21 protein-coding genes and 1 pseudogene are annotated in these 24,368 nt (G+C 42.6%); 16 read left to right on the forward strand and 6 right to left on the reverse strand.

Annotated elements, in window-relative coordinates:
* Positions 1-42: 42 nt before the first annotated feature.
* Both V7K41_RS13610 and V7K41_RS13615 read right to left on the reverse strand, forming a co-directional pair.
* On the reverse strand, positions 43-2,499 hold the full coding sequence (locus V7K41_RS13610; protein WP_334848874.1) for a HEAT repeat domain-containing protein: 2,457 nt from the start codon (positions 2,497-2,499) through the stop codon (positions 43-45).
* A gap of 132 nt (positions 2,500-2,631) precedes the next feature.
* Positions 2,632-3,069: a GNAT family N-acetyltransferase gene (locus V7K41_RS13615; protein WP_334848876.1), complete on the reverse strand. Its 438-nt coding sequence runs from the start codon at positions 3,067-3,069 to the stop codon at positions 2,632-2,634.
* A 153-nt stretch (positions 3,070-3,222) separates the two neighbouring features.
* Between V7K41_RS13615 and V7K41_RS13620 the strand changes: the two genes are divergently transcribed.
* Positions 3,223-4,668 (forward strand): RecQ family ATP-dependent DNA helicase, encoded by a 1,446-nt coding sequence (locus V7K41_RS13620; protein WP_334848878.1) that lies wholly within the window; start codon positions 3,223-3,225, stop codon positions 4,666-4,668.
* Positions 4,669-4,763: 95 nt separating this feature from the next.
* Here the strand turns inward: V7K41_RS13620 and V7K41_RS13625 are convergent.
* A pseudogene (locus V7K41_RS13625) lies at positions 4,764-6,743 on the reverse strand (calcium-binding protein); the annotation flags it as partial.
* A 610-nt stretch (positions 6,744-7,353) separates the two neighbouring features.
* Here V7K41_RS13625 and V7K41_RS13630 point away from each other — a divergent pair.
* From V7K41_RS13630 to egtC, 3 genes are all read left to right on the forward strand, one after another.
* Positions 7,354-7,500, forward strand: a complete 147-nt coding sequence (locus V7K41_RS13630; RefSeq protein ID WP_334848881.1) for a hypothetical protein — start codon at positions 7,354-7,356, stop codon at positions 7,498-7,500.
* 321 nt (positions 7,501-7,821) lie between these two features.
* A complete protein-coding gene (locus tag V7K41_RS13635; RefSeq protein ID WP_334848882.1) occupies positions 7,822-9,708 on the forward strand; it encodes a S9 family peptidase in 1,887 nt (628 codons plus the stop codon).
* Positions 9,709-10,357: 649 nt separating this feature from the next.
* A complete protein-coding gene (gene egtC, locus V7K41_RS13640; RefSeq protein ID WP_334848884.1) occupies positions 10,358-11,155 on the forward strand; it encodes an ergothioneine biosynthesis protein EgtC in 798 nt (265 codons plus the stop codon).
* A gap of 144 nt (positions 11,156-11,299) precedes the next feature.
* Here the strand turns inward: egtC and V7K41_RS13645 are convergent, their stop codons facing one another.
* Together V7K41_RS13645 and pheS are read right to left on the reverse strand one after the other, a co-directional pair.
* Positions 11,300-11,437 (reverse strand): hypothetical protein, encoded by a 138-nt coding sequence (locus tag V7K41_RS13645; protein ID WP_334848886.1) that lies wholly within the window; start codon positions 11,435-11,437, stop codon positions 11,300-11,302.
* A 45-nt stretch (positions 11,438-11,482) separates the two neighbouring features.
* A complete protein-coding gene (gene pheS, locus V7K41_RS13650; RefSeq protein ID WP_334848888.1) occupies positions 11,483-12,475 on the reverse strand; it encodes a phenylalanine--tRNA ligase subunit alpha in 993 nt (330 codons plus the stop codon).
* 335 nt (positions 12,476-12,810) lie between these two features.
* Here pheS and surE point away from each other — a divergent pair, with 335 nt between their 5' ends.
* Positions 12,811-13,617: a 5'/3'-nucleotidase SurE gene (gene surE / locus V7K41_RS13655; RefSeq protein ID WP_334848929.1), complete on the forward strand. Its 807-nt coding sequence runs from the start codon at positions 12,811-12,813 to the stop codon at positions 13,615-13,617.
* A 143-nt stretch (positions 13,618-13,760) separates the two neighbouring features.
* On the opposite strand, the gene V7K41_RS13660 is transcribed toward surE, so the two are convergent.
* Positions 13,761-13,895 (reverse strand): hypothetical protein, encoded by a 135-nt coding sequence (locus tag V7K41_RS13660; protein WP_334848890.1) that lies wholly within the window; start codon positions 13,893-13,895, stop codon positions 13,761-13,763.
* Between V7K41_RS13660 and V7K41_RS13665 the strand changes: the two genes are divergently transcribed.
* The 11 genes from V7K41_RS13665 to V7K41_RS13715 all read left to right on the forward strand — a co-directional run bounded on the left by V7K41_RS13665 (position 13,894) and on the right by V7K41_RS13715 (position 24,356).
* Entirely contained in the window at positions 13,894-14,790 is an 897-nt protein-coding gene (locus tag V7K41_RS13665; protein WP_334848892.1) for an MBL fold metallo-hydrolase, read from the forward strand. The two genes, V7K41_RS13660 and V7K41_RS13665, sit on opposite strands and share 2 nt — an antisense overlap.
* 441 nt (positions 14,791-15,231) lie before the next feature.
* A complete protein-coding gene (locus tag V7K41_RS13670; RefSeq protein ID WP_334848894.1) occupies positions 15,232-16,302 on the forward strand; it encodes a bifunctional riboflavin kinase/FAD synthetase in 1,071 nt (356 codons plus the stop codon).
* A gap of 167 nt (positions 16,303-16,469) precedes the next feature.
* A complete protein-coding gene (locus tag V7K41_RS13675) occupies positions 16,470-17,378 on the forward strand; it encodes an AAA family ATPase (RefSeq protein WP_334848895.1) in 909 nt (302 codons plus the stop codon).
* Positions 17,379-17,497: 119 nt separating this feature from the next.
* Positions 17,498-17,755 carry a type II toxin-antitoxin system RelN family antitoxin gene (locus V7K41_RS13680; protein WP_334848897.1) on the forward strand — a complete coding sequence of 86 codons (258 nt, stop codon included), beginning with the start codon at positions 17,498-17,500 and terminating at the stop codon, positions 17,753-17,755.
* 13 nt (positions 17,756-17,768) lie between these two features.
* Positions 17,769-18,107: a type II toxin-antitoxin system RelE/ParE family toxin gene (locus tag V7K41_RS13685; protein WP_334848931.1), complete on the forward strand. Its 339-nt coding sequence runs from the start codon at positions 17,769-17,771 to the stop codon at positions 18,105-18,107.
* Positions 18,108-18,292: 185 nt separating this feature from the next.
* Positions 18,293-18,883 carry a cytochrome C gene (locus V7K41_RS13690; RefSeq protein WP_334848898.1) on the forward strand — a complete coding sequence of 197 codons (591 nt, stop codon included), beginning with the start codon at positions 18,293-18,295 and terminating at the stop codon, positions 18,881-18,883.
* Between the two features lie 379 nt (positions 18,884-19,262).
* A complete protein-coding gene (secA, locus tag V7K41_RS13695) occupies positions 19,263-22,055 on the forward strand; it encodes a preprotein translocase subunit SecA (RefSeq protein ID WP_334848900.1) in 2,793 nt (930 codons plus the stop codon).
* Between the two features lie 104 nt (positions 22,056-22,159).
* Positions 22,160-22,618, forward strand: coding sequence for an aspartyl protease family protein (locus tag V7K41_RS13700; protein WP_334848902.1), 459 nt, complete (start codon positions 22,160-22,162; stop codon positions 22,616-22,618).
* Between the two features lie 463 nt (positions 22,619-23,081).
* On the forward strand, positions 23,082-23,774 hold the full coding sequence (locus tag V7K41_RS13705) for a DUF3800 domain-containing protein (RefSeq protein WP_334848903.1): 693 nt from the start codon (positions 23,082-23,084) through the stop codon (positions 23,772-23,774).
* A 218-nt stretch (positions 23,775-23,992) separates the two neighbouring features.
* Positions 23,993-24,184 (forward strand): hypothetical protein, encoded by a 192-nt coding sequence (locus V7K41_RS13710; protein WP_334848904.1) that lies wholly within the window; start codon positions 23,993-23,995, stop codon positions 24,182-24,184.
* Positions 24,177-24,356 (forward strand): type II toxin-antitoxin system PemK/MazF family toxin, encoded by a 180-nt coding sequence (locus tag V7K41_RS13715; RefSeq protein WP_334848933.1) that lies wholly within the window; start codon positions 24,177-24,179, stop codon positions 24,354-24,356. Before V7K41_RS13710 ends, V7K41_RS13715 begins: the two co-directional genes overlap by 8 nt.
* Positions 24,357-24,368 lie beyond the last annotated feature (12 nt).

The following is a 24,368-nucleotide window of genomic DNA, read 5'->3' on the forward strand; positions in this document are numbered from 1 at the left end:
TCGGGGGATGGAGATAAATTTTAATAAATTGAAAAATGCCGTTCATGGTATTACTGTTTGCACAGTAGTCGCTGGTGTATTGACTGAAGGTGTAAAACCAGCCAGTTTACTCGACTTCTGGGGTACAAAGTCCCTTTCTTTGCTACCTTGAACCTCAGATAAGTAGCAATCTCGCACTGCTAACAACAAGCCTTTGATGGCATCTGGTGCGCCTGTTTTAACTAAATCGTCTGCCTTTTTGAAAAAATGCGATCGCCATTTGCCATCGTTATTGCCATACAATTCTATTAAATACCAACCTGCAAGATACTCAGCTAAAGGGTCGAGACAGAAACGGATTCTGTCTTTGGCAGAACCGATAGTTTGAATCAGGTGCAGGCGTTTTTCTAGATAATTGAGGTGTGCTTCGGGGTCATCAATACCCAAATTTGCTAATGCAGCAACTGCATCTACACGCTTGGCGGTTGCTGGTTGATAACTTTGCTGCAAGCATTCCCAGGCGATGGTTTTGGCAATTTGATGAACAGTGCGGTCATCAAATTGATCGTCTGTAACATCACGATTGAGTTCATTGATATAACCCAGCATCAAATTAGGAATATTCTCTGGTAGTGCAGAAATATTAGATGCAACTTCTTTACTGGTGATTAACTGTTCAGCATAAAGTTTAGCCAGCAAGACAGTGATATTATTTTGACCAACCATCAGAGAAAGACGGTTACAAGCGTCAAAAAATTCCTGGTCAGTAAAGCGATCGCGTTTACCTCGCTGCATGAGATAAGCTTCCATAAAGGACGATAGTTTATTAGCCTCAATCCGCAAAGGTTTAATTATCGTCTTATTAACCCGCCCCAGCTTTTCCTCAATTCGGGAAGTAATCACCAACGCATTCACCGGAAACTCTGGCGACTCCGGCTCAATTGCTTCTCGTGTAGTGGCATTCATTTCTGAAAACCGATCTACAATTACTAGAATGCGTTTTTTTCTTAACAAACGTAACAGTAATTCTTGACAAATTGGCTCTGGTTCATCAATTAAAGCTTGCAACTGTCCTCTGATGGCTTCTAAAAGCGGCGACTTACCTTCAGTTACCCGAAATTCTTCTTCTAAAAGCACTGGTAACATCAAATGTTTGCAGAGTTGTTGGTCTTCATCCTCAGCCATTGCCCACCCAGCTATTCGACACGCTAAACTGGTTTTACCTATACCCCCTTCCCCACCAATTACTAAACAACTACGCTGTTTCTCGAAAGTTGAGTGCAAATTCTCATTCATCAGTTGGGGAACTGTTGTACCATCCAGAACAACGGGAATGGGAATATAACAAGCGCGACTGCTAACTGTATCCTTTTTGGGAAATTGTTCGCGGGCTGCTTTGATATATTTAGCTACCCACGCATCTAATACTCTGGGATGGTAATGAAACCAGCCAACAAATAGCACATATCGCAGAGGTACATTAACGCTGATAAATGGCAGAGAAAAATCTGTGTAGGGTTTGAGGGCGTTGTTAATTTTCAACAACCATAAAGGGGCTACCCGCAAGAGAATTAACCAAATAGAAGGCAATAAGATAATGTAAGCGGCAATTCCCAAGAGTAATTTATGCTTAAATAGCGATTCCAGAACTCTATCAAAGAGGCGAGTTTCTTTTTCTGCTTTCAGGGCATTGAGAGGGCGACGTATCAGCTTAATGTCCGTCTCTGTGAATTTATCTTTGTATTTTTGTATAGTTGTTAATACCTGCTCAAAGTCTGAGATGACTTTCTGCAACTTGGAGGTAGGTAAAGCATTTGCTTTATCCTGAAAGCCTGCCGCTATTCCTCCTAAACCTTTGATAGCACCTAAACGCACGTAAAACTGGTTATCATTCAACAGGGCAATTAAATTCGGGACAGAAGATACTGCTTCTGTACCCATTGCACCCAGAGCGTAGGCAGAATTGTAACGTACAGTGGGGTTACGATCTTTTAAGGCAGCAGTTAATACTGGGACAGCTACTTTTGCTTCTACACCAATTTTTCTGAGTGCAGAAGGAACATAAATGCGAACGAATTGCTCCTTGTCTTGTAATGCTGCCATCAACGATGGAACTGCTGCTTTGGCTGCTGTACCAATATTTCCTAAAGCTAAGGTGGCGTACAAACGGACTTGTCCATCCTCATCCTGCAATGCCGCACTTAAGGCTGGAACGGCTGGTGCTGCTTCTGCACCCAAATCTCCTAAAACCGAAGCGGCGTGCCAGCGAAGATTAATATCCTGATTTTTCAAAGCCTCAATCAGAGACGGCACTGCTGGCGAACCGATATTAACTAATGCATCTGCTGCAAGGCTTCTGATGTGGGCATCGTTATCTATCAGCTTCTCAATCAGAGGAGCAATTTTGCTGTCAGTAGTGATTTGCGCCCAACTATTGCTTGTGCATAGTAGGAACAGTGTCAGGCATAAGACAACCACCTTGAGCGCACTAAGTAATACTTGTCTGGTATGCTTTGTCATTGAATCGGATTGAATCACCCGATGAACAACTCCAGTCAGAGAAACTATACCTAGATTGTAATCTAACTGTCAATGCGGGTTAGCGATGTCTACGACGGGCTACGCCTACGCACTGGTTTGCCCCCGCTTTGCTCAAGCTTGATTAGCATTGGCATTTAAACGCATCATAATTTTTTCCGGTTCTGTCAAATTTTTAAATCCATAACGGCGATAAAGTCCATGAGCATCTTTTGTGCCTAACAACCACCTTTGAACGTCTTGCAATTCTGGATATTCTAAAATGTATTCTACAAACCATTTTCCTAAACCCTGTCCTCGATAAGGCTCCAAAATAAAAACATCTTTTAACAACGCAGAAGTTGCATAATCAGTGATGACTCTCGCAAAGCCAACTTGTTGATTACCTTCATAAAGTCCAAAACATAAAGAATTGTTTATTGACTTTTCTACAGTGGCTAATGGGATGTTTTCAGCCCAATAAGAAGTTTGTAAAAAATCATGAACCATTTGAATATCTAATTTAGATTTATCGGTGTTGATGTAAAATCGATGTTTTAATTCTTCATTCATCTCGCTATATCTTTTATTTAATAGGTTGAAAAATTATAATTCATTCTTGGGGTCAGTGGTTTGTAGTGTCAAATGATGAAATTACTGAACCATTAGCTGGATAACAGAGGCTATATTCAGCATTCAATGATATGGGTGTATCTACCATTGATTATGAATCAGCCTACAACAAAATCTTGGCAAGAAGTCCGCGCTGCTTTTCAACAAATCTGGGGTTATGAAGATTTCCGTCCACCACAAGGAGAAATTGTCAGCAGTTTATTGGCACAGAAAGATGCGCTGATTATTATGCCCACAGGTGGCGGGAAGTCGATTTGTTTTCAACTTCCTGCACTGCTACAAACAGGATTAACTTTGGTAGTTTCCCCTTTGGTGGCGTTGATGGAAAATCAAGTTCAGGAACTACGAGAAAGCCACCAAAAAGCAGCACTTTTGCATAGTGAATTACCTTCATCTCAACGCCGTGCAACTCTGCAAGCTTTAGAACGTCAACATCTAAGATTACTGTACTTGTCACCAGAAACTTTATTAAGTGTGCCAGTGTGGGAAAGATTATGTCACCCACAATTGCAAATTAATGGTTTGATTTTAGATGAAGCTCATTGTTTAGTACAGTGGGGTGATACTTTTCGCCCAGCTTATCGCAGATTAGGGGCGGTGCGTCCGGCATTGCTCAAATCAAAACCACCAGGAACAAAAATCAGCATCGCCGCTTTTACTGCTACTGCTGACCCCTCAGCCCAAAAAATTATTCAAACAGTTTTACAATTACAGCAACCAGAGATTTTCCGCTTGAATCCCTACCGTCCGAATTTGCATCCCAGCGTTCGCATTGCTTGGACACCACGGGGTAGGAAACAACAATTATTAAAGTTTATTCAAAATAGACCGCAACAATCGGGATTAGTTTATGTTCGCACTCGGAGAGATAGCGAAGATTTAGCCCAATGGTTAGCAGAGATGGGTTTTGCTACAGCTAGTTATCATGCGGGATTAGGTGCAACCGAACGCCGTGCAGTAGAAGCAAGCTGGTTAAGTGGTAAAATACCTTTTGTGGTTTGTACCTGTGCGTTTGGTATGGGGATTAATAAATCAGATGTTCGCTGGGTTGCCCACTTTCACGCGCCACATTTGTTATCTGAATATGTGCAAGAAATAGGTCGCGCTGGAAGGGATGGGAAACCAGCAGAAGCATTAACATTGGTGAGTGAACCTACGGGGTGGTTAGATTCAGGGGATAAGCAAAGACAGGAGTTTTTTCAACAACAAATGCGATCGCAACAACAAATAGCGCAGCAACTTGTGAAAAAATTACCAAAACAGGGAGAAGTGAATGCAGTAACCCGACAATTTCCCGAAGGTGCGATCGCCTTAGCTTTACTCCACAGTAATGGTCAGTTAAACTGGCTTGATCCTTTTCATTACACCATTGGGCAAAAAGCCAGAAATCAGCCACCAACTCAATTACACGCCGCCAAACAAATGCATCAATATCTGACAACTAAGCAGTGTCGTTGGCAGTTTTTATTAAATGCCTTTGGTTTTGACAAAGAAGCAGCTAACTTGCGTTGCGGACATTGCGATAATTGTCGTCAATAGGTCACGCCAAGGACTAGTCCCCAATCCGCTTGGGTTAACGATTGTTTGTACTTGGCGCTTTAGCGAAGACAGCGCCAACTACGAACCTATCAAATCTATTCAAAAACCACAAAATTGTTGTTGGTTAATGACAATCCTGCTGATAGTTGTGCAAATTTTACCTGAGTAAACCCAGATGCACTACCATCTTGGTCAAAGAACAATGCACCTGTAGCGCTGTTGTAGATAAATCGCTCTTTGCTAGTAGTTGCAGATGTTCCGATTGTAAACTGACTTGCTGAAAGTGAACCTATTGATAACTCACCACCGCCAAAACCATAAGTCCATATCTGAATCAACTCACTATTAACGTTGAAGTCATAAAGACTATCAACATCTCCGTTGTAACCATATAAAACAAAGGTATCAGTACCAGCTCCTCCATAGATGGTGTCATTACCTAAACCACTTGTGAGGGTATCATTGCCATTGCTCCCCACAATCTTGTCATCGTATGCTGTACCTGAGATATTTAATCCTTCGATATTCTTGTAATTAACCCGATATCTGCCTGCGGTAATTGAGCCAGTGTTACTAGTAGCATTGAATGTCGAAGTGATACCCCCTGTAGCCAATGTGTAATCGATTCTCAACAAATCGTTACCCTTACCGCCATCTACGGTTTGAGTCACTAAATTAGAGGGGGCATTATCTGGGGATATGAGACTTAGATAGAAGGAATCATTGCCATCGCCCCCAAACAGGAAATCATTGCCTATTGAAATGTTATCAGCATACAATTTATCGTCACCAGCGCCTCCATTGAGCGTATTATCGCCTGAAGAGAGCATATCATAATAGTAGGTGGCATTATCAGTGCTGGACAGAATATCATTGCCATCACCACCAGAGAGTAGGTTATTACCTGATGAAAAGTCAGCATACAATTTATCATCACCAGCGCCACCATTGAGTGTATTATCGCCTGAGGAGATAAAACTATACATTCTATATACATAAGAACCAGAGGTGGTAAGAAAATCGTTGCCATCGCCCCCAGAGAGTAAGTTATTGCCTTCTGAACCCTGAGCATTCAAGGTATCTTCACCAGTGCCACCGTTGAGGGTGTTATCGCCTGAAGAGTTAAAAAAATAGTATCCGGTGTTATCAGTAACGTCAGAGGCGTAAAGAGAATCATTCCCATCGCCCCCAAAAAGTAAGTTGTTGCCTTTTGAAGCTCCAGCATTTAAGGTATCGTCACCAGTGCCACCATCAAGGGTGTTATTGCCTGTTGAAAATTCAACATTGCCCGTTGAATTTTCAACAATATTCAAGTAATCGTTACCAATACCACCAACCAGGGAGTTATTGCCCATATCACCCTTCAGGGTGTCATTCCCCGCACCACCAAGGAGAGTATCATTCCCCGCACCACCTCTCAAAATGTCGTTGCCACTCAAGCCGTCAATGATGTCATCGCCCCCCTGAGCATTGATAACATCATTTGAGTTGTCAAAGCCGTTAACATTATTGTTCAGGTCGTTAAGGAAAGTGACTGTGTTCTTATTGAAGATAGTGCTTTGAGTGGAGTTGGCATTGAAAACATCAAAGCTGTCCGTGATGCTAGTCTGCCCATCAAACAGGAAATTGCCCAAATTTACAGTGGCTCCTGTAGATTTACTGAGGTTATCCAGATTTTCCAGCGCCAAGTTTTGCAGGATGACTAAGGGCTCACCAAAACTTAGTCCATAAAAATAATCGACCACCCCTTCAAAGTTGATTTCCAGATTGTTGCCATTCTGGGTCAGCAGCAAATTTTGGGCAGTGAAGCCAGCACCTTGGAATTTTAGGGTATCCACTTCGGCAATGACTGCTGTCGAGGGATTTATGCCTTTACCTATGCCACCAAAATCGGTGATAATACAATTGCGGTCGTACATGTTGTAAAAAAATTCATCCTTGCCGCCTCCACCAGTCAAAGTGTCGTGTCCATAGGAATCTCTGATGATATCGTCACCAGCTTTACCATTAATGGTGTCGTCCGAGTTGCTGCCTATTAGGGTATCATTACCGTTGGTTCCAATGATATTTGCCATAGATTTTTACCTACGTAAATTATTTTTTTCAGTAACTTTCAGTTCTCAAACTGCTGTTTGTGCTGTTTTCGGGCACAAAAAACTCGCCGAAATTTGACGTTTTCGGCATACTTTATCCGTCACTCTTGAGGAGCAGAATATTTCTCGAAGATTCACCCTTTGAATAGCTTTGACGTAACACTTTTCTAACCATCTCAAACTATCTAAGCCTTAAGCGCTGTACAAATTAATGAGGGTGTGAATTAACGATAATCGGTTATTTCAGGCTAAATTAATCATCTTTGTTCAATATAAATCAGTGAACAAGCATCAAAAAATCTGACAATTGAATGCCTAAAACTTACACTTGATATTTAATTTATTGCCAGCGTCTAAGTCCTGCTAGAAGAGAAAATAATCAACTGTTGATCGGCAAAGAGATTTTTATACTCTCTTGGGGGCAATTCTGCATAGATGTCTAGCTTTAAAATAGAGAATATTTTAATAACCCAACACTGACCATATACTACCGTATTTACTTAGATATTTTTGCTTCAAGATACATTTTTGTATATTCTTCATATTATTTACCAATAAATTTACGTAAAAATATTTTGTTTGTGTACTATTAATGTTTAAGTTGTCCCTGTTCCCGAAGGCTATTAGAGATTGGTATAACGTTTGTAAACCAAGAAACCCGCGATCACCTACGGTGGGCGGTTACGCCATCGCAGACATTACTGCTTCTGGCTCCAAAGCGCAAAGCAATCAAACCTGAATCTATCATAACCTCTAAAAAAGGGAGAGCTAAACTGCTAAAAAAGTATATATAGCAAGTATTTCAGCAATTACAAAAGACTCATTCACGAGTTTTGCTTATCGCCGATTTTAATACCAATTCTCTAAATTAAAGCAACAAATATCTTGTGTTTTACTTCTTCAACTGCCGCAGATCAAGAACAGCCTGCCTCAACAGATAAATTTCCTTAACTCAACTGTATTGCCCTATCCTCTATTTTCCAGCTAGGTTCATCCAATAGGATGAATTGTCATTTTCACGACCAAGTAACAATAGGGTAGTCAAGTAGAGGATAAAAATATGTCATCTGCTCAAGCACCCTCCCTACCACTGTTGATTCCGCGCGAAATCCTGTTTGGGAATCCCGAAAAAACTAACCCACAACTCTCCCCTGATGGCAAGTACTTGGCATATATCGCCCCTGATGAGAAAAATGTCTTGCAAGTATGGTTGCGAACTATAGGACAAGAAGACGACAAAATACTAACTGCTGACAAAAAGCGTGGTATCCGCATTTTCTTCTGGACTTATAACGCCGACCAGTTGATTTATATGCAAGACTCGGATGGCGACGAGAACTTTCACCTCCACTTGGTTAATATTCACTCCCAGATTGTGCGTGACTTAACGCCATTCCAGGGTGTGAAGGCCGAACTTGTGGAACTAGAACCCAAATTTCCAGATGAAGCGCTGGTAGCGTTGAACTTGAACAATCCTCAAAAGTTTGACGTTTACCGCATCAACCTCAAAAATGGTGCGGTAGAGTTCGACACTGATAACCCCGGTAACATTATCAGTTGGACATCTAACGCCCAGTTACAAATACGTGCAGCAACAGCTAGTACACCCGATGGTGGGTACGATTTATTGTTGCAGAAAGCCGATAAACAGTGGGAAATTCTTCGCCATTGGGGGGCAGAGGAGGAAGGAAATTCTGTAAGTTTCTCAGATGATGGCAAAACCCTTTATATTCAAGGGAATCATGATGCTAACGCCAAACGTCTCTTAGCTGTTGACTTAGAAACCCGTAAAGAAACTGTGATTGCTGAAGATGAACAGTATGATGTCGTGGGGATAATTATTCATCCACTGACGCGAGTTATTCAAGCAGTTTCTTTCTACAAAGATAAACAAGAATGGCAGGTAATTGATCGCAGTATCGCCGCAGATTTTGAGGAAATCGCCAAGGTGCGTTCTGGAGAATTCTCTATAATTAGCCGCGACTTGGAAGATAAAACTTGGGCTTTAGCTTATAGAACTGACAATGGCCCAGTTTATTACTATGCCTACAACCGAGAGTCCAAAACTAGCACTTTCCTTTTTAGCAACCAACCCAAACTGGAAACGTTGCAGTTAGCTTCAATGCAACCGATTTCCTACGAAGCGCGGGATGGCTTAACTATCCACAGTTACTTAACAACTCCTGTGGGAATACCGACGCAGAATCTCCCAACAGTCCTGCTGGTTCATGGCGGCCCTTGGGCGCGGGATACTTGGGGTTTTTCTCCCACAGCGCAATGGCTAGCTAACCGAGGTTATGCCGTGTTGCAAGTGAACTTTCGCGGTTCCACTGGCTATGGTAAAGCATTTTTGAATGCTGGAAATCGGGAATGGGGTGGCACAATGCACGATGACTTGATTGACAGCGTGAACTGGCTGGTAGAAAAAGGCATTTCTGATCCGCAAAAGATTGCGATTATGGGCGGTTCTTATGGAGGTTACGCCACCCTAGCGGGGTTGACTTTTACACCCGAAATCTTTGCTGCTGGCGTGGATATTGTCGGGCCAAGTAACCTGATTACCCTGATAGAAACTATACCGCCCTATTGGGAACCGATCAAAGCAATGATTTATCATCGCATTGGCAACTTGGAGACAGAAGAGGAGTTTCTCAAATCGCGATCGCCTTTATTTTTCGCTGACCGAATTCAAAAACCTTTACTCATCGGTCAAGGTGCAAACGATCCACGGGTGAAACAATCAGAAAGCGATCAAATTGTCAACGCAATGCAACAAGCTGGTTTACCAGTGCAATATGTACTTTACAGTGATGAAGGACATGGTTTTGCCAGACCAGAAAATCGCTTGCACTTTTTTGCGATCGCAGAGGAGTTTCTCGCCAAATACTTAGGTGGTAAATTTGAATCTTTGGCAGATATCCCCGGTCATTCAGGAATAGTTAAATAAAGTCTCACGCATGGTGGTTAGTGTAATTCACCAACCACCTTAATATTTTTAATTACAGATGGATGTATTTATGATAAATCATCACGGAAAATTTGAGTTATTGATTTTTCCTCCAAGACATTTTGTGGGATTAATTTACACAAATCACTTTTATCTCTAAGATGTAAAGAGGAACAATCTGGAATGCTTGGGAATAAAACAGTGTTGAATATTAAGAAAAATCCGATAAAGCACCTAAAATATGTTAGCTTATGGGTAAAGTATGAAAATATATTATTTTAATAGTGATTATAAATTCATTTTTCAACAGATGATATTAGATTGATTAATTTAGATTTTTTAAAATTAGTGTAACCAAGGATAGATTTTGTACTAGCATTCAATATTTCTGAATTTAATCAGATGCATAAAATAGCAATGCTTTTTAGTTCCTTGAATGGTATCTAAATTTATTAAATTTTTTATTTGAGAAAATATCCTTCTAAAAGTCACAAAATAAATCATGACTAAAGTCACAGTTGAAGCATACACAAGATAAAAAATAGTTGTTAAATTAGTAATGCTTTGCAGTAATTGCACAGTTAAAAGGTTCGATTGATATCGGGGCTTGTGACTAAATTTCTTTACTCTTTCAGCAACGTCGTTTTTTATGTGTAGATTAATTGGCTACCTTGGTAATCCCATCCGATTAGATGAGTTGCTGTATAAACCAGAGCATTCACTTTACAAACAAAGTTACAGTCCCTTGGAATTAAAATCAGGAGTAGTTTGTGCAGACGGGGTAGGTATAGGCTGGTACGACGAAGTGGGTAAACCCTTCATTTACCGGAACACAATCCCGCTTTGGAACGATCCGAATCTGGAAGAGTTGAGCACCTATGTACAATCTAGTTCTACTGTAGGCTATGCCCGATTAGCTGGGATAGGTGAATCGCTCGACATTAGCAACTGTCAGCCATTTCGCAGTGGGAAACTGTTGTTTGTGCATAATGGCGAAATCTCAAACTTTCAACAGACTCTCTATAGACCAATACGTGAGAGCCTCTCTGATTCCATATACCACCTGATTAAAGGCATGACTGACTCAGAACACATCTTCGCCCTGCTAGTGCAAATGTGGCAGTCTTCTCCAGACAGTACATTGTTTGATGCCTTACGTGCGACACTTCAAAAATTGACTGAATTGGCATCACAATATGATACCAGCTTTAGTGCCAATATAATTGTCAGTGATGGTCAAGCAGTTGCAGCAGTTCGCTACGCTTACCGCACACAAGCCCCTACTCTTTATTGGTCAAGTGATTCTCTCAAGCACCCAAACCAGGTTATTGTTGCCTCTGAGCCTTTATCCAACGAAAATTGGACTGCTTTTGGTGAGCAAAGTACGCTATTTGCTCAAGTCCAGTCATTACAGCCAACATTTAGCCTGTTGGAGAAATTTACTTAATTGGGGTTTAGATAAGCATTGCTCAAAAGTTGAAATTTAGCTTTTCGCTCTAAAGGTGGTGCGATCGTAGACTTGCATTGCTGTTACTTGTGCGAAAAGGCAACAGCAATGCAAGTCAAACAGACAACATAAATTATCCGTCTTTCAGATATTAGCAGCAATTTCAGAACGCCGCCGTTCTGCTAACCGATGACGTATCAGATCAATTAGTGCTTGTTGTTCATCTACTGATAAATTTTCGATGCTTTCTAGAACTGGATCTAACCTGGAGAATGAGGTCATTATTTATTGTTACCTTGGTTGCAGTACATTAACTATTACGTATGCCTAAAATTGTTGCAAAAACCGTAAATCACTAGCATACAAGCGACGAATATCATCGATTTGATGTAACACCATTGCAAAGCGTTCTACACCAAAACCGGCAGCAAACCCTGTATAAACTTCTGGGTCATAACCCACAGACTTAAGTACATTTGGATCGACCATACCGCAGCCCATCACTTCCAGCCAGCGCCCATTCCATTGCAAATCCACCTCAGCCGAGGGTTCGGTAAAGGGGAAATAACTGGCGCGGAAGCGAATTGGTAAATCGCCAAATATTGCCTGCAAAAATACTTTAATAGTGCCTTTGAGGTCTGTAAAAGTTAGTCCCTCGTCAATGGCTAAAAGTTCTATTTGATGGAAAACTGCTGAGTGAGTCGCGTCTACATTATCTCGCCGATAAACTCGCCCTGGAGCCACAACCCGAATCGGTGGTTCTTCTCTTTCCATGTAACGAATTTGCACCGAAGATGTATGAGTCCGCAGAAGATTACCATCTGGCAGGTAAAAGGTATCCTGCATATCACGGGCGGGATGGTCAGGCGGAGTGTTGAGAGCCTCGAAATTATAGTAATCTGTTTCCATTTCTGGCCCTTGAGCCACAGTGTAGCCCATACCAACAAAGATATCCAGTGCCCGGTCGATAATGCCGTTGAGGGGATGAATGCGACCTTGAGGGCTATAAATTCCCGGCATAGTTACATCCAGAGTTTCCGCCTCTAGCAAAGCTTGAATTTGCGCGGATTCTAAGGCGGTGCGTTGCTGGTCTAGACTAGTTTGCAGGGATTCTTTGACTGTATTGGCGATCGCTCCAATTTTTGGTCGTTCCTCTGCGCTCATCTGCCCCATACTTCGCAACAGTGCCCCCAGTTCCCCTTTCTTACCCAGATAGTTAACTCTGAGTTCCTCCAGACGTTCTAAGGTATCAGCGGCTGCGATCGCTTTTTCTCCTTCTTGCCGCAGTGCTAAAAGTTGAGCTTCTAAATTGCTAGTCATTAGTTATTAGTCATTGGTCATTAGTCATTAGTCTATAGTCAAAAGCTGTGAACTGCTCGATAAATAAACTTATAGTCATATCATTAACATCAGCTAAAGGTGAGGGTTGAAACCAAACCTCTGTTTATTAATTAGAGATGATTGGGCTAGGGCGCGTAAATCCAGCTAACATCTCACTTAACCAGACTTGGGGATTGAGCAACTTGTCTTAAAGGTAGGTAAAGTCCTCCACAGTATTTAGTGAGTATAAATGTTTTTTTGCTGCTTGTGACCTCAGACATTGACAAATGGCTAATAACAAATAACTAATAACTAATGACCAATGACTAATGACTATGAAATTACTAATTAGCAACGATGATGGCATTTCTGCCTTAGGGATTCGTACCCTAGCCAACTATTTGGCAGAGGCTGGTCATGATGTGAGTGTAGTTTGTCCAGATCGAGAGCGATCGGCAACTGGACACGGGTTAACTTTACACCAACCCATTCGCGCCGAAATTGTTGAAGAGATTTTTCATCCTGCTGTCAAAGCTTGGGCTTGTGATGGTACGCCTTCAGATTGCGTCAAATTGGCGCTGTGGGCTTTATTGGAAACTCCCCCAGATTTGGTTCTCTCTGGTATTAATCAAGGTGCGAATTTGGGAACTGAAATTCTGTATTCTGGCACTGTTTCTGCGGCAATGGAAGGTCTAATTGAAGGCATTCCCAGCATAGCACTGAGTCTTATGAGTCACACATCTAAAGACTTTCAACCTGCTGCTAAGTTTGCCACAGTTCTCGTAGACCAGTTGGCCCAAAAACCGCTGCCAGATTTAATGTTGCTCAATGTCAACATTCCTGCGGTCAAATGGGAAGAAATTGCCGGAGTTACTCTCACCCGTCAAGGAATACGGCGTTACATTGATGTGTTTAATAAACGAGTCGATCCTCGTGGAAAAACGTACTACTGGTTAACCGGAGAGGTAATTGAGGATGTGGAACCTCCAAACGGATTAAATCTGCTTCAAAATGTACCGACAGACGTGCAGGTTGTACGTAAAAACTACATCAGTATTACTCCGTTACAATACAATCTTACTTACGCAACTGGATTAGATAAATTATCGGAGTGGGAATTCAATTTTCCTGGAATCATTTGATTTATCAAGACAAAAATGGGGTTATTCAAATACATCACGAAAAATGTAGGCTATAACGTAGGGGCACTCTTGAAATAACCGATACACATTCACCCCAAAACCTAGAAAATTATAACTGACGTCTTTTATTCACATTTACACAATCAGCCAGAAACAGGATATGCTGTTTTACCAAGAAATCTTCCCTCTAGCAAAATCGGTGAGACAGCATAAACTTCGACAAAATAAGTGACAATTCTTTCATTTATCGCCCGCTCAGTCCAGCAAGCAATACCCATGTCTAGGATAGAGAATCAGTTTACCGTACAATTTTGGGGGGTTCGTGGCAGTATCCCCAGCCCAGGGCCACACACTGTTCGTTACGGCGGTAATACCCCTTGCATATCAATGCAAGCGGGCGATAAACGCTTAGTTTTCGATGCTGGCACGGGACTGCATGTTTTGGGGCAATCTCTGTTGCGCCAAATGCCGTTAGAAGCTCACATATTTTTTACCCACTCTCACTGGGATCACATGCAAGGTTTTCCCTTCTTTACTCCAGGGTTTGTAAAGGGGAATGACTTTCATATTTACGGCGCGATCGCACCTGATGGTTCTACTATAGAACAGCGCCTCAACGATCAAATGTTGCACCCGAACTTTCCCGTACCCTTGCAAATTATGCAAGCCAATTTAAATTTCTACGACATTCGACCGGGGCAACCAATCCACATTGATGACCTTACCGTAGAAACAGCACCTTTAAACCATCCAGGTGAAGCTGTAGGATACCGTGTCAATTGGCGTGGTGGTGCAGCTACTTACATCACTGATACCGAACATTTTCCCGATCGACTCGATGACAATGTGCTGTGGCTAGCTCGTAATGCCGACATTCTGGTTTACGATTCTACCTACACAGATGAGGAATACCACTCACCAAAATCCCCGAAAATTGGCTGGGGACATTCTACCTGGCAAGAAGCGGTAAAAGTGGCACAAGCTGCTAACGTCAAAACTCTGGTGATTTACCACCACGACCCGGCGCACGATGACGATTTTTTGGATTGTGTAGGCAAAGAAGCCGCTGCAAAATTTCCTGGTGCTATTATGGCACGGGAAGGATTGGTACTTCAGGTTCCGACCTCAGTTGTCTTATCAGAATCTTTTCCTGTTAGCAAATTTTCTACCTAAAGATTGCGATCGGAGGAATTGGAGATTTTAGATTAGATTGGTGATCAGAGGCTTTCAGCGCGAGAGCGTCCCTGTTGGCTGTACGGTGAGACAGCGCTGCCCAGAGTTGTCAAAGCGCCGACCACAGGATTGGGGCGACAACAGGAGGACACACTAGTCATTGGTCATTGGTCATTGGTCACTTGTACTGAGCTTGTCCTGAGCGTAGCCGTTGGCGCAGCCTCTCGTAGAGAAGGGAGAAGCCGTTGGCGCAGCCTCTCGTAGAGAAGTATTGGTCATTGGTCATTGGTTATTTACAAATGACAAATGACAAAGGACAAAGGACAAATGACAAAGGACAAAGGACAAATTGGTACTACAAAAGCTGTCCTCCTTAAGGCGGTTTACCATAGGGTAGCTTCCTGCTGATAGCTAAAATAAACCTAAAATCTCAGAATTCACGTGCTAAATTTGTCTAAAAATGGGTGTTCTGTGCGGGTTGCTTTTTCGAGCGAAGGGCTACTAACGCCGACTGCTGTTGCCCTTGGCAAGTTTGATGGTGTTCATCTTGGTCATCAAAGGGTAATTCAACCAGTCTTGCACGCTGGTGGTCATTTGTCAGTAGCTAGTAGTCCGCAGTCAAAGGAAAATCAACTGACAAATCAAGAATATACCTACTCAACAGTTGTTACCTTTGACCCCCATCCACAGGAGTTCTTTACGGGGCAACCCCGGACTTTGTTAACGCCACTGGATGAAAAAGTCCAACAATTGCGATCGCTTGGGGTAGAACAACTGGTACTACTACCCTTTGATAAAGAATTGTCTGCGTTGACCCCAGAAGAATTTGTCGAAAAAATTCTCGTGCAACAACTGCGATGCCAGCGAATTAGCATCGGGCAGGATTTTTGTTTTGGCGAAAAGCGCAGTGGTACTGCTCAAGATTTGCAATTACTCGCCGCCAAGCACAATATTCCCGTTACCATCGTTCCCTTACAAACTTATACAGGTGATTCGTCCACCCAAACCAATTGCGTCAGTACTACTCCGACTCAAGATGCCCGCATTAGCACTTCATTGATCCGCCAAACCCTTGAGCAGGGAGACATTGAAAACGCAAATCTATTACTAGGACGCCCCTATACTCTCCTTGGTGATGTCGTTCAAGGTCAACAATTGGGCAGAACAATTGGCTTTCCCACTGCTAACCTCCAACTACCAAAAGAAAAGTTTTTGCCCCGCCAAGGAGTTTACGCTGTCCGCGTTTTCACTCTTGATGAAACATCAGATATCGCTCCTAGTGAGAACTTGGGCGTTATGAATATCGGTAATCGTCCAACTGTAAACGGTACTTATTCATCTGCGGAAGTACATTTATTTGATTGGTCAGGTGATTTGTATGGCAAAAAACTGGTTGTGCAGCTAGTTAAATTTTTGCGCCCCGAACAAAAATTTTCTTCTCTCGAAGCCTTGAAAACACAAATTCAACTTGACTGCGTTGTTGCTAGAGAAGTTTTGAGTGCTGGAGCGTAAAGTTAAAAGTTAGGAGTTAGGAGTTAGGAGTTAGGAGTGGGAACAATGTATTTAGGCATTAGGCATTGGGCATTGAGGATTGGGCATTGGTTATTAATTTTTCTCCCTGACTCCTTTACTCCCTCATCTCCCCCTGCCCCCTGCTCCCCACCCACTCCCCACAACGCATGAGAGAAAAAATTGACGCTTTAACACAAAATCTGGCTCTTACCATCGTTGGCAAAGCTGAGGCAATACGCTTAGTGCTAGTCGCCTTGTTAGGTGGTGGTCATGCTCTTTTAGAAGATGTTCCTGGTGTTGGGAAAACCCTGCTTGCTAAATCCCTAGCTCGTTCACTGGATGGCAAGTTTCAACGGCTACAATGCACTCCCGATTTACTGCCAACTGATATTACTGGCACCAACATCTGGAATCCAAAAAGCGGCGAATTTAGTTTTCTTCCTGGGCCAGTTTTTACCAATGTGCTATTAGCTGACGAAATTAATCGCGCTACACCCCGCACTCAGTCAGCTTTACTGGAAGTTATGGAGGAACATCAGGTAACAGTCGATGGTGTCTCTCGTGCAGTTCCCCAGCCTTTCTTTGTCATTGCCACTCAAAACCCTATCGAGTATCAAGGTACTTTTCCCCTGCCGGAAGCACAAATGGATCGGTTTATGTTGTCGCTGAGTTTGGGCTATCCTTCTGAAGCAGAAGAACTCCTAATGCTGCAAAATCTCCAAAATGGTGTCAAAGTTGCTAATTTGCAGCCTTGTATTACCTTGGCAGAAGTACAGGAATTGCGTTACCTCTGCTCTCAAGTAAAAGTGGCAACTTCCTTGCAACAGTACATCCTGGAATTGGTGCGGGCAACACGCCAAGATGAGGAAATCGCTCTTGGTGTCAGTCCGCGTGGCACATTAGCATTACAACGGGCTGCCCAAGCGCTAGCTTTTTTATTAGGGCGTGATTATGCTATTCCCGATGATGTAAAATTTCTCGTCCCTCATGTTCTTTGCCATCGCCTTATTCCTAGAGGAGGACGCAATTCAAGGACTGTTGTTGAGCGATTATTGCGATCGGTTTCTATTCCTTAATAACGCTCTTCCACATTTAACTTGCATATATTGGGTGCGAAACGCCCACCTCACAAGAAATGTACAATTGCTAGAGTTTGGGCGTGTTAGGATATCCTACAAAATTAGGTAGACAATAAATGAAAGCGATCGAAGTTACCGGCAGGATTGATTCTCAAGGAAACCTAGTTTTAGATGAGCCGATTCAGGGAAACACTTATCCTCATCAGGTTCGGGTAATTGTGTTGGTTCCAGAACAAGCAGAAGTAGAAGAGCTTGACCCTGATGATACACCTGTTGAGGAGATTAAAGCTAGTTTGAGGAGAGCTTTACAGCAAGCAAAATCTGGTCAAACTAGACCAATCAGTGAGCTATGGGACAGGATTGATGCAGAGTGATAATGCAGTTTGAATTCGATTTTCCGATGAGTTTGAGCAAGAACTTTGCAGACTATCAAAAAGATTTCGCAACATTCGCTCTGATGTTCAACCAATTATTGAGCAATTACAACAGGGGAACATTGTTGGCGATCGCATTGCGGGCATTGGTGAGGAGTATGTTGTTTATAAGGTGAGAGTTCGTAACAGTAGTATCCAAAAAGGTAAGAGTGCTGGATACCGATTTATTTATCAAGTTGAGTCACCTACAAGTATTTTGCTACTAACGATTTATTCCAAATCTGACCGAGAAGATATTGGTGCAAATGAAATCCGAGATATTGTGGCTGATTTTTCTAGTGAGTCAGGTTAAAACTACTAGAACATTTTTCCTTGCATAGTCAGTGGTGCGCTGAATAGATATTTATATTACTGTTATCGATATCAAAAATGTGTTGCTTGCCAAAACTACTTACGCAAAATTTGAAACACTGCCAATACTGCGTAAGTCTTATGATTAGCACAAGCGCCACTTTTAAATATTTGGGAATGTGAGGAATGTCAATTTTTGTTAAGCGCAAAATCCGCGATGCCTACGGCGGGCTACGCCAACGCCAAGCACTACAGCCAAGCGCCGAACGTGAATTCAAACGCCAATTTTTCGGTTTACTTCTGGTAATTGTAACGTGGAGTTTAGCTATGGGCTGGCTTCTAGCCTTGGCAACTAACGCCCAAAGTGCGACTCCTCCCGCTGAAATTGGCACTGTTGACGTAGTACCTGCACAATACCAACTGGGGCAAGAACTGTATTTAGAAAACTGCTCCAGATGTCACATTGCCATACCACCAGCCGTTTTACCTACCCAAACTTGGAAAAATATCCTGCAAGACTCGCAGCACTACGGCGCACAACTCCAGCCTTTAATCGATCCGCCACGCATCTTGGTGTGGAAATATCTTTCGACTTTCTCCCGTGTGCAGCTAGATGACGAAGAAACACCATATCGCGTCAACAACTCGCGTTATTTCAAAGCTTTGCATCCAGGAGTTGAGTTACCACGTCCCGTACAAGTTGGCAGCTGTGTCAGCTGTCATCCCAGTGCTAATGATTACAATTTCCGCCGTCTGACATCAGAGTGGAAGAATTAAAATTGGGGACTGGGGACTGGGGACTGGGGACTGGCGGACAAGGAAGATGAAGAAGACCCAAAGAAACGATCAAATACTATTTCCCTGTCAGAGTGTCCCCGTTTCCTCTTTTCCATGCCTAGTAGCCAATCCCCAATCCCCAATCTCCAATCCCCAATCCCCATCTAGGGGCAAAATGATACTATGAAGAAAGAGTAAATATAAGATAAGAGTTAAAACCAATCAGTTTATTAAATGATTGGCTAGTTTTTATCCTGCTTTTGAGGTAATTCTCATTTCACACCCATCCACGACCAAGACGTTTGGGCTGGGTTAAATGTTTATAATCAATGCCGACCCTTTAATTCCCATCCCCTTTGATTCAGTTCTATAACCTGCCATGCTAAAACTTTTGTTGGGCGACCCCAACGCTCGTAAGCTTAAAAAATACCAACCTTCTGTTACTGAAATTAACCTTTTAGAGGAAGAAATTAAGGTTCTTTCCGATGATGAGTTAAAAGGTAAAACCGTCGAATTTAAACAACGGCTCGCTAAAGGCGAAACCCTAAATGACATATTGCCAGAAGCTTACGCCGTTGTTCGGGAAGCAGGACGGCGAGTCTTAGGCTTGCGGCACTTTGATGTCCAACTCCTTGGCGGTATCATTTTACATGTAGGGCAAATTGCCGAGATGAAAACCGGCGAAGGTAAAACACTAGTCGCCACCTTGCCGAGTTATTTAAATGCCCTTACTGGTAAAGGTGTACACGTCGTTACCGTCAATGATTACCTGGCTCGTCGGGACGCAGAATGGATGGGACAGGTGCATCGGTTCTTGGGGTTGAGTGTGGGGCTAATTCAGTCAAGCATGACTCCCAGCGAACGTCAGAAAAACTACGATTGCGATATCACTTATGTCACCAACAGTGAAGTCGGCTTCGACTACCTGCGGGATAACATGGCGACATCAATGGTAGATGTGGTGCAACGCCCGTTCAATTATTGCGTGATTGACGAGGTAGACTCGATTTTAATTGATGAGGCGCGGACACCGCTAATTATTTCCGGGCAGGTGGAAAGACCGACAGAAAAATATCTGCAAGCTGCTGAAATAGCATTCACACTTAAAAAAGACGAGCATTATGATGTGGATGAAAAAGCTCGTAACGTGCTTTTGACAGATGAAGGGTTTGCGGAATCAGAAAATCTTTTGGGAGTCACAGATTTATTTGACCCAGAAGATCCTTGGGCGCACTTCATTTTCAATGCAATTAAAGCCAAAGAACTTTTCCTCAAAGATGTAAATTACATCGTCCGCAATGGGGAAGTGGTAATTGTGGATGAATTTACTGGTCGAGTACTACCCGGACGGCGTTGGAGTGATGGACTACATCAGGCGATTGAAGCCAAAGAACACGTAGAAATTCAGCCAGAAACTCAAACTCTAGCGACAATTACTTATCAAAATCTCTTCTTGCTGTATCCAAAACTGGGCGGAATGACAGGAACAGCAAAAACGGAAGAACCGGAATTTGAAAAAATTTACAAATTGGAAGTTGCGGTAATTCCCACCAACCGCGATCGCAGACGCGAAGATTTGTCTGATATGGTCTTTAAGACAGAAGCAGGCAAGTGGGGGGCGATCGCTAGAGAATGTGCCGAAATGCACGAACTCGGTAGACCTGTATTAGTGGGAACCACTAGTGTAGAAAAATCCGAACTTCTCAGTCGGCTATTGAAGCAACTGGAGATTCCCCACGAATTACTCAACGCCCGGCCAGAGAACGTCGAGCGGGAGGCGGAAATCGTCGCCCAAGCAGGACGCAAAGGTGCTGTTACCATTGCTACTAACATGGCTGGTAGAGGTACAGACATCATCCTGGGTGGTAACTCCGAATATATGGCACGTCTAAAGCTGCGGGAATACTTTATGCCCCGGATCGTCATGCCAGAAGATGAAGATGCATTTGGCGTACAAAGAGCAGCCGGATTGCCTACAGGACATGGCGGTGGTCAAGGCTTTGTCCCTGGTAAGAAAGTCAAAACTTGGCGGGCTTCGCCAGAAATTTTCCCCACCCAGTTGACAAAAGAAACAGAAAAACTGCTCAAAGATGCAGTAGAAATTGCAGTGCGCGAGTATGGCGATCGCAGTTTACCGGAATTGGAAGCCGAAGACAAGGTAGCTGTGGCAGCAGAAAAAGCTCCCATCGACGACCCTGTGATTCAGAAATTGCGAGAAGCATACAACCGGGTTAAGCAGGAATACGAACAATTTACTACCCGCGAACATAATGAGGTAGTAGAAATTGGTGGTTTGCACGTCATTGGTACAGAACGCCACGAATCGCGGCGGATTGATAACCAGTTGCGCGGACGTGCAGGAAGACAAGGCGACCCTGGAACCACGAGATTCTTCCTCAGTTTAGAGGATAACCTACTACGGATTTTTGGTGGCGATCGCGTTGCTGGGTTAATGAATGCTTTCCAAGTGGAAGAAGATATGCCCATCGAATCTGGGATGCTTACCCGCAGTTTGGAAGGCGCACAGAAAAAAGTTGAAACCTACTACTACGACATTCGCAAACAGGTATTTGAGTATGACGAGGTGATGAATAATCAACGTCGTGCTATTTATGCTGAACGCCGCCGAGTGCTAGAAGGTCAAGATTTGAAAGAACAGGTGATTAAATACGCTGAAAAAACGATGGATGACATCGTTGACTTCTACATCAACGTAGACTTACCCTCGGAAGAGTGGGAGCTAGAAAAGTTGGTTGAGAAAGTCAAAGAATTCGTCTATCTGCTAGCAGATTTGCAGCCAAATCAATTAGAAGATATGACAGTCGCTGAGATTAAAGCCTTCCTTCATGAACAGGTGCGAATTGCTTACGATCTCAAAGAAGCGCAGATTGACCAAGTTCAACCCGGACTGATGCGCCAAGCTGAACGTTTCTTTATCTTGCAACGCATTGATACTCTGTGGCGGGAACACTTGCAACAAATGGATGCCTTGCGCGAATCAGTGGGATTACGTGGTTACGGTCAAAAAGACCCACTGATTGAGTATAAGAGTGAGGGTTACGAACTCTTCTTGGATATGATGGTCAACATCCGTCGAGATGTGGTGTATTCGTTGTTCATGTTCCAGCCGCAGCCTCAGCAGATGATGCAGGCAGAATCAGAGATGGTGTAGGTAAGGAATATCTGATACAGAGACGCAGAGGCGCAGAGGCGTTTTTGCGTCTTTGTGTTTTCAGGCATCTCTCAAAATTATTTTGTTTTCAGGAGTTTGCTGAAATGGGTAAGCTGATACTACCAAATCTTCAGGGTAAGCAAATGGGGCAAGTAATAGTTACCCTCACTGTCACGAATCGAATTGATCGAGTTTTGGCTCAACGAGGCTTTATTTCTTCGGGGGAAGTTCGCTCTTATACTTTGGATGATGTTTTAGTTGATACGGGCGCAACTTTGCTATGTTTACCTACTAACATTATTAGTCAATTAGGTTTAGTCCAAGGTGGAGAAGCCCAGGTAGAGACTGCTGCTGGAGTGAAGCAGGGGCGAATTTTCCGAGATGTTGAACTTAGTATTGCAGAGCGTCAAGGAACCTTTGATTGTCTGGAACTCACAGAAGTACCATATCCCCTTTTGGGTGTAACACCAATGGAAGTTTTAGGGTTAAAACCAGACCTTAAAAATCGGAAGCTGCGGATTTTACCGATGAATTCTGAGCAAACTTATCTGAGTGTATTGTAAGCGATCGTATGTTTTATGCTGAAAGCAGGTACTTAGTTTAGGACTTAAGTGCATTATTTATGTTTGCGAGAATCACAGACTCTACTAATGGAAATATAGTCACAATTGTTGATTGGCAAGTAGTGACACACGAAAATGGTCAAATTATAGAATAGATTCATCGACAGGAACGGCAATATTTACCTTGAACGTCCTCACAGCAAAGTAATTGACGTTATCGAGCTTATAAACAAACTCAAGATCGGAACTGAAAGTTTCTACCAGATGCAAGGAATTGGTATATCGATTAGTCGAACTGAGTAAACTAATTTAGTCTACTTTTATCATTAGGCAGGCAGAGATAAGCTAGCCTATAAAGTAGCTGATATAATTTTAATAGCAGTCAAGAGGTCTGACTTTTTCAGATCGCGGAAGCTAGGTCTTCCCTTGACTGATTTTTATTGTCTAAAAATATAGAACAGCCATGTATTTGCTGTATGCAGATGAGTCTGGCACAACGCACGACTCAAACCAACAATATTTTGTACTGGCTGGATTTTGTGTATTCGAGCGTCAAGGATACTGGATTTCTGATCAGCTTGACCAAATTGCTGCTAAATTTGATCCCGCTGATCCGGTATCAGTTGAATTGCACGGTAGTCCAATGCTGAGTGGTAGAGGGAAGTGGAGGAGCTATCCTAAGAGTGATAGAGAGAAAGCTATTGAAGATATTTTACAGGTTTTCCTACAGTCACACCCAAGTAACCGACTATTCGCAAGCGTGATCAAGAAGATTGTAGTATCACCAAATGACCCTGTTGAAGTTGCATTTGAACAACTGGCTAGTAGGTTTGATAGGTATTTGATCAGGCTGCACAAAAATGATAATACACAAAGAGGCATCATAATTTTCGATAAATCCACTTACGAGACAACAATTCAATCTTTAGCAACTGACTTTAGAACTATTGGATACAGTTGGGGTGTTATCAGAAACTTTTCGGAAGTGCCTTTATTTTTAGACTCAAAAGCTTCGAGACTAATTCAACTTGCTGATATACTCGCTTACGCAATTTTTAGACATTTTGAAAAGGGAGATAGCAGGTTTTTCTCTATCATTCAGTCTAGATTTGATTCTGAAGGCGGTATAGTTCATGGATTACATATACAGCAATAAAATTATATTTGTTTAACACCACACTCTAATACAACTTTCTGAAGTTGAACAAGATACGATCGCTTCTACTTGGCGTAGTTTTGGGGTTGTCTGTGGTGCGATCGCTTATCTTTTGCGATCATTAAATAATTTAAAAAATTGTCTATAGAGCAATCTCATCTCACAAAACGTTTATATAGGGTCGTGCTATGCTATTGGGGTGTCTAATGAAGAGAGTCATGACTGCTCCAGTTGAAAAATTGTTAAGCACCTTTGATCGTCTGCCAGAGTCAGAGAGACTGGAAATAGCTCTGGAGATTTTGAAAAGGGTCAGACATTTGGATTTTCCATATTTGTCAAATGAAGATTTGATTTGGAATGCAGAAGAACTTTTTTTGGAGTTAGATCGGCAAGAAGCTTCTGCTGAATAGCCCTAATAGTGGAGAAGTTTGGCTTGTCGATCTTGGCTACACAGCAAAAGTCAGACCATGCTTAATTATCAGTATTCCTGCCCTAGAGCAAGATCGAGCGCTAACAACCCTAATTCCTCATACAACTAGCTTACGCGGTTCAAGATTTGAGGTGTTAACAATACTCATTTGACCCCATAAAATA

Origin of the sequence: Nostoc sp., from assembly GCF_036917415.1 — a bacterium.
In the GTDB taxonomy this organism is placed as follows: domain Bacteria; phylum Cyanobacteriota; class Cyanobacteriia; order Cyanobacteriales; family Nostocaceae; genus Nostoc.

Coding starts and splice junctions, on each gene's coding strand:
- V7K41_RS13645 (WP_334848886.1), bottom strand. CDS start 11,437: ATGACCTCATTCTCCAGGTTAGATCCAGTTCTAGAAAGCATCGAAAAT.
- egtC (WP_334848884.1), top strand. CDS start 10,358: ATGTGTAGATTAATTGGCTACCTTGGTAATCCCATCCGATTAGATGAG.
- secA (WP_334848900.1), top strand. CDS start 19,263: ATGCTAAAACTTTTGTTGGGCGACCCCAACGCTCGTAAGCTTAAAAAA.
- V7K41_RS13665 (WP_334848892.1), top strand. CDS start 13,894: ATGTCTAGGATAGAGAATCAGTTTACCGTACAATTTTGGGGGGTTCGT.
- V7K41_RS13660 (WP_334848890.1), bottom strand. CDS start 13,895: ATGGGTATTGCTTGCTGGACTGAGCGGGCGATAAATGAAAGAATTGTC.
- pheS (WP_334848888.1), bottom strand. CDS start 12,475: ATGACTAGCAATTTAGAAGCTCAACTTTTAGCACTGCGGCAAGAAGGA.
- V7K41_RS13635 (WP_334848882.1), top strand. CDS start 7,822: ATGTCATCTGCTCAAGCACCCTCCCTACCACTGTTGATTCCGCGCGAA.
- V7K41_RS13630 (WP_334848881.1), top strand. CDS start 7,354: ATGTTTAAGTTGTCCCTGTTCCCGAAGGCTATTAGAGATTGGTATAAC.
- V7K41_RS13680 (WP_334848897.1), top strand. CDS start 17,498: ATGAAAGCGATCGAAGTTACCGGCAGGATTGATTCTCAAGGAAACCTA.
- V7K41_RS13620 (WP_334848878.1), top strand. CDS start 3,223: ATGAATCAGCCTACAACAAAATCTTGGCAAGAAGTCCGCGCTGCTTTT.
- V7K41_RS13615 (WP_334848876.1), bottom strand. CDS start 3,069: ATGAATGAAGAATTAAAACATCGATTTTACATCAACACCGATAAATCT.
- surE (WP_334848929.1), top strand. CDS start 12,811: ATGAAATTACTAATTAGCAACGATGATGGCATTTCTGCCTTAGGGATT.
- V7K41_RS13610 (WP_334848874.1), bottom strand. CDS start 2,499: ATGACAAAGCATACCAGACAAGTATTACTTAGTGCGCTCAAGGTGGTT.
- V7K41_RS13675 (WP_334848895.1), top strand. CDS start 16,470: ATGAGAGAAAAAATTGACGCTTTAACACAAAATCTGGCTCTTACCATC.
- V7K41_RS13710 (WP_334848904.1), top strand. CDS start 23,993: ATGACTGCTCCAGTTGAAAAATTGTTAAGCACCTTTGATCGTCTGCCA.
- V7K41_RS13690 (WP_334848898.1), top strand. CDS start 18,293: ATGTCAATTTTTGTTAAGCGCAAAATCCGCGATGCCTACGGCGGGCTA.
- V7K41_RS13705 (WP_334848903.1), top strand. CDS start 23,082: ATGTATTTGCTGTATGCAGATGAGTCTGGCACAACGCACGACTCAAAC.
- V7K41_RS13700 (WP_334848902.1), top strand. CDS start 22,160: ATGGGTAAGCTGATACTACCAAATCTTCAGGGTAAGCAAATGGGGCAA.